The following is an 11,980-nucleotide window of genomic DNA, read 5'->3' on the forward strand; positions in this document are numbered from 1 at the left end:
ATCACGGTGAGGCCGGCCTTCGGCCGTGCTCCCGCGTCGTCGATGAGCCGGTCGATACCGGCCTGAAAGGCCACCGCCTGCCCCAGCGCCGCTTCCAGCGCCGGCACATCGACGATCCATGCCAGCGGGTCGGACGGCGCCGTATCGGCGCCGAAGTGCACCGCCGCCAAGGCATCGATGCCCTCCGCCTCGGGCAGTGGGTCGGCATCCGCCACCCACATGTGGCGTACGGGCGTGACGGCATCGCCTTCGCCCGGCCAGGCGCGCACCGATTCGAGCAGCGCGCGCGAGGCGGCGTTGAGGGCATAAGCGCGGATGTCTGGCGCGCTGCCCCCGGCAGCGGCGGGGCGCTCGACCAGCGCGACGCGCAGACGCTCGCGCGCCAACAGCAGCGCCAGCGTGCGGCCGACAATGCCGCCCCCCAGGATCGCCACGTCGTAGGTCTTGGTCATGCGAGGATTGTAGGCGTGGGCACGGCTTGCTGCCGGCCTCGCCTCGTGACCCCCACTAAAATTTGGTTTGCATTGGCACACATCGCCCCCCTGCCACTCCCGACCACTCCACTCCCACTCACTGCCCCCGCCATGAGCCTCCAATGCGGCATTGTCGGCCTGCCCAATGTCGGCAAGTCCACCCTGTTCAACGCCCTCACCAAAGCCGGCATCGCCGCCGAAAATTACCCTTTTTGCACCATCGAGCCCAATGTGGGCGTGGTCGAGGTGCCCGATCCGCGCTTGCAACAACTGGCTGCGATTGCCCGGCCGCAGCGAATCGTCCCTGCGATCGTCGAATTCGTGGATATCGCGGGCCTGGTGGCCGGCGCCAGCCGGGGCGAGGGACTGGGTAACCAGTTCCTCGCCCACATCCGCGAGACGGATGCGATCATCAACGTGGTGCGCTGCTTCGACGACCCCAACATCGTGCATGTGGCCGGCAAGGTAGACCCGATTGCCGACATCGAGGTCATCCAAACCGAGCTGTGCCTGGCTGACCTGGGCACAGTGGACAAAGCGCTACAGCGCTACCAGAAAGCGGCCAAAAGCGGCAACGACAAGGAGGCGGCCAAAATGGTGGCCGTGCTGGGCCGGGTGCGCGACGTCCTCAACGAAGGCCGACCCGTGCGCGTGATGGATCTGAGCGACGAAGAACGAGCCCTGCTCAAGCCGCTGTGTCTGATCACCGCCAAACCCGCCATGTTCGTGGGCAACGTGGCAGAGGACGGCTTCGAACGCAACCCCTACCTGGATCAGTTGCGTGCCTACGCACAGCGTCAGGGGGCCCCGGTGGTGGCCATCTGCGCCAAGATCGAGGCCGAGTTGGCCGACATGGACGAGGCTGACCGCACGGAGTTTTTGCGCGCATTGGGCCTGGAAGAACCCGGACTGAACCGACTGATCCGTGCCGCCTATCAGCTGCTGGGCCTGCAGACCTACTTCACCGTCGGCGAAAAAGAGGTGCGCGCCTGGACCATTCACATCGGCGACACGGCCCCCCAGGCGGCAGGCGTCATCCATTCCGACTTCGAGCGCGGCTTCATTCGCGCCCAGACCATCGCATTCGAAGACTACATCACCTACGGCGGCGAACAAGGTGCCAAGGATGCGGGCAAGATGCGCGCCGAGGGCAAGGACTATGTCGTCAAGGACGGCGATGTGATGAATTTTCTGTTCAACGTCTGAGTATGACGTCCGGTCACCCTGCGTGGCCACTCGATTGGGGAGATGGACTGGCTTGCCCTGCCCACCCTTGACACGACATTGCCGTTGGTTGACGCGTGATTTGTATCGTGCAATGCGTGATCCCAAAGCGATCGTGCAAAGCATCGGCGGCCTCATGTAAAAACCGATCGCTGTGCTCCCACTCGGGGATGACCAGGTGGGCCGTGAGCGCGGAATGCTGGGTATCCAAACCCCAAATATGGAGGTCCCGAACCGACTGCACACCCGTCAGGCGCGCCAGGTAGTCATGCACGGCCTGCCCGTCGATGGCTTCGGGCACCCCATCGAACAACAAGTGCAAAGACTGTCTGAACAAGGACCACGTCCCCCAAACAATGATGGCCGCGATGAGCAAGCTCACCAAGGGATCCAACCACGCCCAGTTCAACCACAGTGTCAGCGCGCCCGCCACCACCACGCCAGCCGAAACCAAAGCATCGGCGGCCATGTGTAGAAAAGCCCCACGGATATTCAGATCGGTATCGCGACCGCGGGCGAACAACAAAGCCGTTGCCGTATTGACGACGATCCCGATGCCGGCGACCACCATGATCGTGGCTCCTTCGTGTCCGGTTGTGCCTTCAAAAAACATGAGGCGCTGGAGAGCCTCCCAGCCCAAGGCTCCCATGGCCAAGAGCAAAAGCACGGCATTGACGAACGCTGCCAGAATGCTGGCCTTTCTCCAGCCATAGGTGTGGCGTGCATTGGCTCGCAATTTTCCTGCCATCGCCCCGGCCCAGGCCAGCACCAAGCCCGCCACATCACTCAAATTGTGACCGGCATCGGCCAATAATGCCAGGGAATCGACTTTCCAGCCATAGTACGCCTCGGCGCCCACAAAAGCGAGGTTGAGCACGATACCGATTGCAAATGCCCTGCCAAAATCAGCAGGTGCATGACTGTGCACATGATCGGAACCCACCCGGCGCCCCTCTTTACTCGCGCAACGCCGCATTCAGTTGGTCAACCAGCTCAGACCAACTCGAGTCTTGCTCCAGCGCCTCGCGCAAAAAGCTGGCTTGCGCAGGCGACCAAAACGGCGCATCGGGCAAATCGACCTCTGGATCCAGCGGCCGATGGTTCGCTATGAATTGAAGGATGTCTTCGTCACGATTAGAAAGGCCCAACTGGGCGAATAGATCGTGGAAACGATAAACAAGCTTTTCCATGGTCGATCCATCACAAACGACGGATGCCGCCAGAGATATCGGTCCCTGGCGCCACCGTATTGAATACCGTGCCGTACTTTTTTACGTTCTCGTGGAGCAGCGCAAGCCGACGATCGGATTCATCTGTATCGACAATGATTTCATATCGAATACTTTCCATTTTAGGAGGAACATCTTGGCGAACACCATCCATGATGACGCGAACACCACGCAGATCAAATTTTAGAATCGGCGCCACGCGCTCTATGCCTTTTATCATGCAAGCCGACAGCGCCGTCAGCAGCAATTCAGCAGGATTAAATGCTTCTGGATTACCATTCAGATCTGTATCGAGCACCAACCGCGCTGATTTACATGCAGCTTCGCTGTGGTGGGTATCGACTCGACGCGCTTCGATGTGAAACCGCATGCGTGTGACTTGCTCAGCCATGACACCCAGCTCGTTCAGTTACGGAGGCACAGCATGCCGATTCGGGTGCACAGCTGGATGACTCAGACCCGCAACAGCCGGTCGCCTCAGCGACCTCTGTGCTGCCACCACAACAACATGAACCTTCCGCTGGAGCGTCGTATCGTTGACCAATGACAGGAAAACCTTTGCGAAGCCATTTGACTAGGCCGCCCTCCATATTACACACCCGCGTATAGCCGTGGTATTGCAGATAATAGGTAGCCTTCAGACTGCGCTCGCCACTATAACAGACCAAAACAACATCCCGATCCATCGGCAAATCGGCCCAGCGCTGCTCCAGCTCAAAGAGCGGGATGTTGACAATCGCAGGGACATCGAAGGCCAATTGCTCCACTTCGAAGCGCTCGCGCACATCCACCATCAGCGCGCCCTCCTCAGCCATACGACGGGCCGTCGTGGGGCAAACTTGCTTGGCCTCTTCCAGGGTTTGGAAATGTGTCATAGCCATTCCTCCCGCGGGATTCAAAGGGCTAACCACTGTTCGACTTTATCGCGACTGGGCACACCACCGGCATGCACGACTTTGCCGTCGATGACGACACCAGGGGTGGACATGACTCCGAAACTCATGATGTCGCGCAGTTCCTCTACCTTCTCCAGCTTCACCGCAACCCCCTTGGCTTGAGCCACTTGCTCAATCAAGGCCAGTGTACTTTTGCATTTTGCGCAACCCGTTCCAAGAACTTTGATTTCTTTCATACGCCACTCCTTACAAGACCCTGTTGAAAACCAATCCAACAATCAAAATGCCAGTACTCACCACGGCAATGAAGATTGCAATTAATCTGACCTTCAAAACTTTCCTCAGAATCACCATCTCTGGCAGCGAGAGTGCAATCACGCTCATCATGAACGCCAGCACCGTGCCGAGCGCTGCACCTTTGGCCAACAAAGCCTGAACGATAGGAATCACCCCTGCCGCATTGGTATACATCGGGACACCGATCAAAACGGCCAACGGCACCGACCACCAGGCATCTTTGCCCATGACACTGGCCATCAATTCCTGGGGCACCCAGCCGTGTATACCAGCCCCGATAGCGATACCAGCGAGAATATAGGGCCAAACACGGCCCACGATTTCACGCACCGAATCGAACCCTGCCTGGACTCGATCGGCCAGTGTCATCTGCGCTGTATCATAGTGGGTTGCAATTTTCGGCATATCGCGCACCCAATCTTCCAGATGGGCTTCTAGTTTCATCCGCCCAAGGACCCAGCCTGCCACGATGGCCACGGACAAGCCCAAGCCCAAGTAGAGTGCGGCAATTTTCCATCCGAACAGGCCAAACAACAGCGCCAGTGCGACTTCATTGACCATTGGGGCGGCGATCAAGAACGAAAAAGTCACCCCGAGCGGCACCCCCGCTTGCACAAAACCGATGAACAGCGGCACGGCTGAGCACGAACAAAACGGCGTGACGATGCCCAGCGTTGCGGCCATGACGTTGGCAACCCCTTCTGAGCGCCCGGCGAGCAGCGCTCGGGTGCGTTCGGGCGTGAAGGCGCTGTTGATCATCCCCATCACGAACACCACACCGGTCAGCAGCAGCAAAACCTTGGGTGTATCGTAGAAGAAAAACTGCAGCGCACCGCCCAGATGGCTGTCGCGCTCCACCGGCAGCGCCGCCACCAGTGCTTCCGAGGCCGGAATCAGCGATTGGTACAGCAGCCACCACAGTAGGGCGGCCACCACCAGGAACAAAAGCGGGTTGCGCCGTGACCAGCGCAGGACCAGGGTCGTCATACAGGCTCTCCATCGTGCTGCATGCCCAGGCGCGATGGGGGCGCCGGGCCGCGAACGACAAGATGACGAGCGAAGCGGCAAAAGGATTCAGCCAGAAGTTCGGAGAGTGTGGCAGCAGACTTGCCCCGCGTCGTCGAACCTGACCTCGCAGTGGCGGACCAGGCGGTCGCGCAGCCGCTGGCGGGCCCGAAGCAGGCGTGACTTGGCTGCCGCCAAAGTCAGTCCGTTGGACTGCGCGTAAGACTTGACCGTCTGTCCTTGGAGATCGCACGCTGTGATGATCTGCCGCTGCTCGGCCTCTAACGCGGCCAGGTGGTGCTCGATGCAGGCATCCAACTCGTCCAAGGGCGAACGCTCGGTATCTGCCGGCCCCGCTGGCAGAGATTCGATCAATGCCTCGCTGAGTTCGACATGGGGCTTGGCGAGCCGAGCCGCATCGATCAGCGCATGGCGAGCGACCTGGAAAAGCCATGCCCTGGGGTTGTCGAGCGAACAAAACCCCGGACCCTGGCGCATGGCCTTGAGGAAGACCTCCTGCAGCAGATCTTCAGCCGCAAAGCAATCCTGGGTCCGAAGGATCAGGAACCCGAGAAGCTCGCGCTCGTGCGCCTGCCAGGCGCGCGACACACAATCGAAAGCGGCGGTCTTGCTCATGTCGTTGCCGCGGCGATGCCGGGACGCCGAGCGCGGCCGGCGCTCGCTGGCACTCTGTAGACAGCCTCATATCTTACTCCAGCGTCGCGCCGCCGGGAAGCGATCCAGCGGCACGCGGCCAAGCCGCCTGGCCGAACCGCCGTCAGCGTCGCCGTCAGCGGGAAGAAGGCGCGGAGTCATGCCCCTTGGAGTCATGCCCCTTGAAAAGCGCGATCGAAGACCTTATCATTAGCACTCGTCGGCGGTGAGTGCTAACAGCCGCGCCGCCGTCTCGCTTTTTTTACTCTCATCGTCCTTTTCGACAGGAGATCGCATGAAACTTCGTCCTCTCGCCGATCGCGTGATCGTCAAGCGTCTGGAAAACGAGACCAAGACCGCCTCGGGCATCGTGATCCCGGACAACGCCGCTGAAAAGCCCGATCAAGGCGAAGTGCTGGCCGTCGGTCCTGGCAAGACCAACGACAAGGGCGAAACCAAGCCATTGAGCGTCAAGGTTGGCGACCGTGTGCTGTTTGGCAAGTACAGCGGCCAGACCGTCAAGGTCGACGGTGAAGAGCTGCTGGTCATGAAGGAAGACGACCTGTTCGCAGTCGTCGAGAAGTGACCCCGACCGACAACGGTCCCACAACACTCATCTCCCCTATTCGCAAAGGAAACTGAAAAATGGCAGCAAAAGACGTCGTGTTTGGCGGCGAAGCCCGCGCCCGTATGGTCGAAGGCGTGAACATCTTGGCCAACGCGGTCAAGGTAACCCTGGGCCCGAAGGGCCGCAATGTGGTGCTCGAGCGCTCCTTCGGCGCCCCCACCGTGACCAAAGACGGTGTGTCCGTGGCCAAGGAAATCGAGCTGAAAGACAAGCTGCAGAACATGGGCGCGCAGATGGTCAAGGAAGTCGCGTCCAAAACCAGCGACAGTGCGGGCGATGGCACTACCACCGCCACCGTGCTGGCTCAAGCCATCGTGCGCGAGGGTATGAAGTACGTGGCCGCTGGCATGAACCCGATGGATCTCAAGCGCGGCATCGACAAGGCCGTTGAGGCACTGGTGGCCGAACTGAAGAAGATCAGCAAGCCCACCACCACCAGCAAGGAAATTGCTCAAGTCGGCGCCATTTCCGCCAACAGCGACGAGTCGATCGGCAACATCATTGCCGAAGCGATGGACAAGGTTGGCAAGGAAGGCGTCATCACCGTCGAAGATGGCAAGAGCCTGAACAATGAGCTCGATGTCGTCGAGGGCATGCAGTTCGACCGCGGCTATCTGTCGCCGTACTTCATCAACAACCCGGATAAGCAGGTGGCGGTGCTGGACAATCCGTACATCCTGCTGCATGACAAGAAAATCAGCAACATCCGCGACCTGCTGCCTGCGCTGGAGCAAGTGGCGAAGGCCGGTCGCCCGCTGCTGATCATTGCCGAGGACGTCGAAGGTGAAGCGCTGGCCACCCTGGTGGTCAACACCATCCGTGGCATCCTGAAGGTCTGCGCGGTCAAGGCCCCGGGCTTTGGCGATCGCCGCAAGGCCATGTTGGAAGACATCGCTATCCTGACCGGTGGCAAGGTCATTGCCGAAGAAGTCGGTCTGACACTGGAGAAGGTGACGCTGGCCGACCTGGGTCAGGCCAAGCGCGTCGAGGTGGCCAAGGAAAACACCACCATCATCGATGGCGCCGGCAAGGCCGAGGACATCGAGGCGCGCGTCAAGCAGATCCGCGTCCAGATCGAAGAGGCCACCAGCGATTACGACCGTGAGAAGCTGCAGGAGCGCGTGGCCAAGCTGGCCGGCGGGGTGGCGGTGATCAAGGTCGGTGCGGCCACCGAGGTCGAAATGAAAGAGAAGAAGGCCCGTGTGGAAGACGCGCTGCACGCCACCCGTGCGGCCGTCGAAGAGGGTATCGTGCCCGGCGGCGGTGTGGCGCTGTTGCGTGCCCGTCAAGCCGTGGGTGAACTGCATGGCGCCAACGCCGACCAGGACGCCGGTATCAAACTGGTGCTCAAGGCCATCGAGTCGCCGCTGCGCGAGATTGTGGCCAACGCCGGCGGCGAGCCTTCGGGCGTGATCAACAAGGTGTTGGAAGGCAAGGGCAACTTTGGCTTCAACGCCGCCAACGACACCTATGGTGACATGATCGAGATGGGTATCCTGGACCCGACCAAGGTGACCCGCACCGCGCTGCAAAACGCCGCGTCCGTGGCCGGCCTGATGCTGACCACCGAGTGCATGGTGGCCGAAACGCCGAAGGCCGAAACCCCGGCCCCGGCCGCCGGTGGCATGGGCGGCATGGGCATGGACATGTAATCGGCCAGCCCGGTCATTCACGCTCTGCATGAGGCCCGCCAGGCACCGCTTGGCGGGCTTTTTGCATTCATGGCCCGGAGATGGCGCGGGACAGGCTGACGTTGGGCGGGCTGCCGTTGGGAATCAGCGCACGGATGTCGCGTTCGTAGGCCTGCAACTGGCTGGCGACCCGGGCCCGCTGCTCCGGGGTGGCCTGGGCGTGCCAGTCGGCCAGCCAGTTACAGCCCTCAACCCATACGGACGCCTGATGCGCGGCCAGCACCGGGTCGGGCGATTGCCAGGTCCGCGCCCACAGGGCGCGCACCTCCGCGACGGCACGCTCGGGGGCTTGGCCGCGCAGGCGACGGGCCGTTTCCAGCCAGTCGTTCTGGCGGCGCTGCCGCTCCGCCCAGGCCTGATCGGGGCGAGGATCGACGGCCCGCAGGCGCTCACGCAACCAGCGGCGCTGGGCCTCGTCGAGGCGGCCGTAAAACATCTCCAAGCGCTCGCGGGTTCGGCTCAGGCGCACGCCCCGATCGATGTCGGCCTCCCCCCAGTCGCGGCGCCATTCCCGGTCGCCCTCGGCCAGGCGCTCGCGCCAATGGGCCAGTTGGGCATCGGTCAGGGTGGGCAGCCAGCGGGCCAGATCATCGACCGTACGATCGGTGGCCTGGTACAGCAAAGCGCGCACCGCGTCGGCCTCGCGGCAAACGGTACCGGCGTCGAGGGGACCGACCAACAGGGTTTGCCAGCGCTGCAACAGGGCGGCGATGACGGGAAGCTGCTCGCGGCGGTGCCATTGGTGCCAGCGGCGGGCGGCCGCGTCCAACCCCTGGCGCTGGTCGGCATCCAGGTCCCACAGGCTGTCAAGCCGCCACATCACCAGGGTGGGCAGCCGGTTGTAGGACAGCCCGATCACGCTGCATCCGGCGGCGGCCACGGCCACGACGCCCACCGCCATCCAACGCCCCATGGCGCGCCAACGGTGCGGCGGCGCGGGGCGCAGCGGTTGCTGAATGTGCATGGCAAATGGATCTCGCTGCGCGAACCGGAGTTCCGGGGCGGTCAGACCTCGGGTCGGTCAGCCGCGCGCCTCCCGCTCGCGGCTCAGCGCGATAAAGCGGGCGAGGTGGTGGTCTTCGTCGCCAAACTGATGGTCGATCATGACCAAGCGCTTGGCATAGTGCGACAGCGGCAGCTCCCACGTCATGCCGATGCCACCGTGCAGTTGAATGCTCTCCTCCGCCACCTGGACACCGGCGCGGCCGATGGTGGCTTTGGCGGCTGCCACGAGGCGGTCACGCTCCAAAGTGTCGTCGCCGTCGAAGGCCGCCGCAGCGTTGATGACCGCCGAGCGCGATTGCTCGACCGCCATCCACAGATCGACCATGCGGTGCTGCAGCGCCTGGAAGCTACCGATCGGGCGGCCAAACTGCCGGCGCGTCTGCAGATAGTCGCGCGTCATGCGCAGGACACGCTCCATGGCGCCGAGCGCCTCGGCGCACAGGGCCAAGGCACCGCAGGCCAGCCCATGCGCCAACACTTGGCGTGCCCGCACTGGTCCGGCCACCAGGGCGCCGGCCGGCACACGCACGGCGGTCAGGATCAGATCGGCGGCCCCCCCGCCATCGATGCGGGGATAGGCGCGCACCGACACCCCTGGGGTACCGCGCGGCACCCAGAAGAGCGCAATGCCCTGCGGATCGCGCACGGCGCCGGATAGCCGGGCCGAGACCAGCCAGCCTTCAGCTTCGCCGCCGTGCGGCACGACCGCCTTGTGGCCGTCGAGCACCCAACCCTCGGCGTCGTGCTGGGCAGTCGTGGCGACGTGGGTGGGTTCATAGTGGGCATCGGGCTCCTCGTGGGCGAGCGCGACGACCGCACCGGCCGCCAGCCGCTCCAGCCACGCTGTCCAGGCCTGCGGATTGTCGGCACGGGCCAGCATCTGCCCCACCACCGCGGCCCCGAGCAGGGGCTCGATCACCAGGGCCCGTCCCGCGCTCTCGAACACGGTGGCGATATCAAAGCCGCCACCACCCAAGCCCCCGGCAGACTCGGGCAACAAGGCAGCGACAGCCCCCAGCTCCACCAAACCGGCCCACAGGACCACATCGTACCCCTGGGGCGTGGCGGCTGCCGCATGCCGACGCTCGATCGGGTAGCGCTGCGCCAAATAGCGGTCCAACGATTCGGCCAGCATGCGCTGATCATCGGTGAGTGAAAAGTCCATGGTCGGCCCTCCTCACAAGCCGAGCACCGTCTTGGCAACGATGTTTTTCTGGATCTCATTGGAGCCACCGAAGATCGACAGCTTGCGGTGGTTGAAATACTGAGGCGCGGCGCTGGCCGCCCCGTCGGGGCCGAGCGCTTGATCGGCGCCCTCCAGCGTCAGCGCTGCCTCGATCCACGGCAGCGCATAGGGGCCCACGGCGCGACGGGTCAGACTCAGGATCTCTTGCCTGACCTGTGTACCTAGGATCTTGAGCAGCGAACTCTGTGGCCCAGGCGCAGCGCCAGCGGCCACCGCCGCTAGCATGCGCAGGTTGGTGGTTTTGAGGTTTTCCAGCTCGATTTCCACCCGCGCGAGCCGGGCGGCGAACAGCGGATCCTCGATGAGTGGCCGCCCACCCTTGTGCACCGCACGCGCGATGACCTTGAGACGCTCCAGCCCCGCGACCGAAAAGCCGATGCCAGCGATGTTGGTGCGCTCGTAGGTCAACAAATACTTGGCGATCGTCCAGCCCTGGTTCTCTGAGCCAACCAGACGGTCCACGGGTACGCGCACATCGGTCAAAAAAACCTCATTGACCTCGTGCTCGCCGTCCAGCGTGATGATCGGCCGCACCTGCACGCCTGGGCTGTCCAGGTCGATGAGCAGAAAGCTGATGCCCTCCTGCGGTTTGGCGTGGCGATCGGTGCGCACCAGGCAGAACATCCGGTTGGCGTAGTGCCCCAGCGTCGTCCACGTCTTCTGACCGTTGACGACATAGTGATCGCCGTGGCGCACCGCCGTGGTCTTGAGCGAGGCCAAATCCGAGCCGGCCTCGGGTTCGGAGTAGCCCTGACACCACCAGTCCGACCCATCGAGGATGCGCGGCAGCCAATGGCGCTTCTGCGCCTCGGTGCCATAGCGGATCAGCACTGGCCCTAACATGTTGACACCAAACGGCACGATGCGCGGCGCGCCAGCCAGCGCACATTCGTTCTCGAAAATGAAGCGCTGTACCGGCCCCCAGCCCGGGCCGCCCCATTCGCGCGGCCAGTGACTGGCCAGCCAACCCCGCGCGTGCAGGATGGCATGCCAGCGCGCCATGTCGTCGCGCGTCAGACGCAGGCCTTGACGGACCTTGGTGGCCAATTCGGGGGGCAGCGCCTCGCGCAGAAAGGCGCGCACCGCATCGCGGAAGGCGTTCTCATCGGGGGTCAATCGCAAGTCCATACCAGCTCCCAAAGCCACCGGTTAGATCTGGAGGCCAGCCTGTGATTGTGCGCAAGCAGCGCGGGCTGCGTCATGGGCAACTGTCCAACGGGCGACGCCGGACAGAGCCTCCGGTTTTGTCGCTATAATGCGGGGCTTTCCGATCCCCGATAGCTCAGTCGGTAGAGCGCCGGACTGTTAATCCGTAGGTCCCTGGTTCGAGCCCAGGTCGGGGAGCCAAAAACCCATCACGCCACCGTGATGCCGGCCAGACCGAAAGCTATCACACGCGTAGCCTACCTCTAAGGCTAGCGGGTCCGGCGGGCTGGTTCCCTTGGCGCCAACAGTACATCCCAGCTCCGCGCCCCTCCTTGATGGCGGACTGAGCGGCTTCAGGCCAAATACTGGAACAGCGACAGCCGCTGCACCTGCGCATACGAGGACAAACCGGCCTGGTAGGCCAACTGCTGGGTCTGAAAGCGCGAGATGGCCTCGACCATGTCCAAGTCGGTGAGTTCGGACTGC

The 11,980-nt window shown here is 62.9% G+C and carries 15 protein-coding genes and 1 tRNA gene; 4 read left to right on the forward strand and 12 right to left on the reverse strand.

Going from position 1 to position 11,980, the window contains the following annotated elements; all coding sequences use genetic code 11:
• On the reverse strand, window positions 1-452 hold a 452-nt coding region (locus tag P3W97_RS07620; protein ID WP_300845389.1), incomplete at its 3' end, for an NAD(P)-binding protein.
• 132 nt (window positions 453-584) lie between these two features.
• On the opposite strand from P3W97_RS07620, the gene ychF reads away from it, so the two are divergent.
• Entirely contained in the window at window positions 585-1,679 is a 1,095-nt protein-coding gene (ychF, locus tag P3W97_RS07625; RefSeq protein WP_300845392.1) for a redox-regulated ATPase YchF, read from the forward strand.
• Window positions 1,680-1,692: 13 nt separating this feature from the next.
• Here the strand turns inward: ychF and P3W97_RS07630 are convergent, their stop codons facing one another.
• From P3W97_RS07630 to P3W97_RS07660, 7 genes are all read right to left on the reverse strand, one after another.
• A complete protein-coding gene (locus P3W97_RS07630; protein WP_300845394.1) occupies window positions 1,693-2,640 on the reverse strand; it encodes a cation diffusion facilitator family transporter in 948 nt (315 codons plus the stop codon).
• A gap of 13 nt (window positions 2,641-2,653) precedes the next feature.
• Window positions 2,654-2,887, reverse strand: a complete 234-nt coding sequence (locus P3W97_RS07635) for a DUF2789 domain-containing protein (RefSeq protein ID WP_300845396.1) — start codon at window positions 2,885-2,887, stop codon at window positions 2,654-2,656.
• A gap of 10 nt (window positions 2,888-2,897) precedes the next feature.
• Complete coding sequence (locus P3W97_RS07640; RefSeq protein ID WP_300845398.1) at window positions 2,898-3,317, reverse strand: OsmC family protein; 420 nt, start codon at window positions 3,315-3,317, stop codon at window positions 2,898-2,900.
• Window positions 3,310-3,801: a rhodanese-like domain-containing protein gene (locus P3W97_RS07645; RefSeq protein ID WP_300845400.1), complete on the reverse strand. Its 492-nt coding sequence runs from the start codon at window positions 3,799-3,801 to the stop codon at window positions 3,310-3,312. The genes P3W97_RS07640 and P3W97_RS07645 overlap by 8 nt, the downstream gene beginning before the upstream one ends.
• Before the next feature lie 20 nt (window positions 3,802-3,821).
• Complete coding sequence (locus tag P3W97_RS07650) at window positions 3,822-4,058, reverse strand: thioredoxin family protein (protein WP_300845402.1); 237 nt, start codon at window positions 4,056-4,058, stop codon at window positions 3,822-3,824.
• A gap of 10 nt (window positions 4,059-4,068) precedes the next feature.
• Entirely contained in the window at window positions 4,069-5,106 is a 1,038-nt protein-coding gene (locus tag P3W97_RS07655) for a permease (protein WP_367184608.1), read from the reverse strand.
• 87 nt (window positions 5,107-5,193) lie between these two features.
• Window positions 5,194-5,760, reverse strand: coding sequence for a sigma-70 family RNA polymerase sigma factor (locus P3W97_RS07660; RefSeq protein WP_300845405.1), 567 nt, complete (start codon window positions 5,758-5,760; stop codon window positions 5,194-5,196).
• A gap of 313 nt (window positions 5,761-6,073) precedes the next feature.
• Between P3W97_RS07660 and groES the strand changes: the two genes are divergently transcribed.
• Both groES and groL read left to right on the forward strand, forming a co-directional pair.
• On the forward strand, window positions 6,074-6,364 hold the full coding sequence (groES, locus tag P3W97_RS07665) for a co-chaperone GroES (RefSeq protein ID WP_068608443.1): 291 nt from the start codon (window positions 6,074-6,076) through the stop codon (window positions 6,362-6,364).
• Window positions 6,365-6,423: 59 nt separating this feature from the next.
• Window positions 6,424-8,058, forward strand: a complete 1,635-nt coding sequence (gene groL, locus P3W97_RS07670; RefSeq protein WP_300845408.1) for a chaperonin GroEL — start codon at window positions 6,424-6,426, stop codon at window positions 8,056-8,058.
• A gap of 67 nt (window positions 8,059-8,125) precedes the next feature.
• Here the strand turns inward: groL and P3W97_RS07675 are convergent, their stop codons facing one another.
• From P3W97_RS07675 to P3W97_RS07685, 3 genes are read right to left on the reverse strand one after another with little or no spacing between them, the layout of a single operon-like run.
• On the reverse strand, window positions 8,126-9,061 hold the full coding sequence (locus tag P3W97_RS07675) for a DUF6279 family lipoprotein (RefSeq protein WP_300845410.1): 936 nt from the start codon (window positions 9,059-9,061) through the stop codon (window positions 8,126-8,128).
• 57 nt (window positions 9,062-9,118) lie between these two features.
• On the reverse strand, window positions 9,119-10,267 hold the full coding sequence (locus P3W97_RS07680) for an acyl-CoA dehydrogenase (RefSeq protein ID WP_300845412.1): 1,149 nt from the start codon (window positions 10,265-10,267) through the stop codon (window positions 9,119-9,121).
• Window positions 10,268-10,279: 12 nt separating this feature from the next.
• Complete coding sequence (locus P3W97_RS07685) at window positions 10,280-11,476, reverse strand: acyl-CoA dehydrogenase family protein (RefSeq protein WP_300845415.1); 1,197 nt, start codon at window positions 11,474-11,476, stop codon at window positions 10,280-10,282.
• A 143-nt stretch (window positions 11,477-11,619) separates the two neighbouring features.
• Between P3W97_RS07685 and P3W97_RS07690 the strand changes: the two genes are divergently transcribed.
• Window positions 11,620-11,695, forward strand: a tRNA-Asn gene (locus P3W97_RS07690).
• A 152-nt stretch (window positions 11,696-11,847) separates the two neighbouring features.
• Here P3W97_RS07690 and P3W97_RS07695 read toward each other — a convergent pair.
• Window positions 11,848-11,980: flagellin (locus P3W97_RS07695; protein ID WP_300845417.1), on the reverse strand; the 133-nt coding region annotated here is incomplete at its 5' end.

The organism is Tepidimonas sp., from assembly GCF_029335975.1.
GTDB lineage: Bacteria > Pseudomonadota > Gammaproteobacteria > Burkholderiales > Burkholderiaceae_C > Tepidimonas.

Coding starts and splice junctions, on each gene's coding strand:
- ychF (WP_300845392.1), top strand. CDS start 585: ATGAGCCTCCAATGCGGCATTGTCGGCCTGCCCAATGTCGGCAAGTCC.
- P3W97_RS07635 (WP_300845396.1), bottom strand. CDS start 2,887: ATGGAAAAGCTTGTTTATCGTTTCCACGATCTATTCGCCCAGTTGGGC.
- P3W97_RS07640 (WP_300845398.1), bottom strand. CDS start 3,317: ATGGCTGAGCAAGTCACACGCATGCGGTTTCACATCGAAGCGCGTCGA.
- P3W97_RS07645 (WP_300845400.1), bottom strand. CDS start 3,801: ATGACACATTTCCAAACCCTGGAAGAGGCCAAGCAAGTTTGCCCCACG.
- P3W97_RS07650 (WP_300845402.1), bottom strand. CDS start 4,058: ATGAAAGAAATCAAAGTTCTTGGAACGGGTTGCGCAAAATGCAAAAGT.
- P3W97_RS07655 (WP_367184608.1), bottom strand. CDS start 5,106: ATGACGACCCTGGTCCTGCGCTGGTCACGGCGCAACCCGCTTTTGTTC.
- P3W97_RS07660 (WP_300845405.1), bottom strand. CDS start 5,760: ATGAGCAAGACCGCCGCTTTCGATTGTGTGTCGCGCGCCTGGCAGGCG.
- groES (WP_068608443.1), top strand. CDS start 6,074: ATGAAACTTCGTCCTCTCGCCGATCGCGTGATCGTCAAGCGTCTGGAA.
- groL (WP_300845408.1), top strand. CDS start 6,424: ATGGCAGCAAAAGACGTCGTGTTTGGCGGCGAAGCCCGCGCCCGTATG.
- P3W97_RS07675 (WP_300845410.1), bottom strand. CDS start 9,061: ATGCACATTCAGCAACCGCTGCGCCCCGCGCCGCCGCACCGTTGGCGC.
- P3W97_RS07680 (WP_300845412.1), bottom strand. CDS start 10,267: ATGGACTTTTCACTCACCGATGATCAGCGCATGCTGGCCGAATCGTTG.
- P3W97_RS07685 (WP_300845415.1), bottom strand. CDS start 11,476: ATGGACTTGCGATTGACCCCCGATGAGAACGCCTTCCGCGATGCGGTG.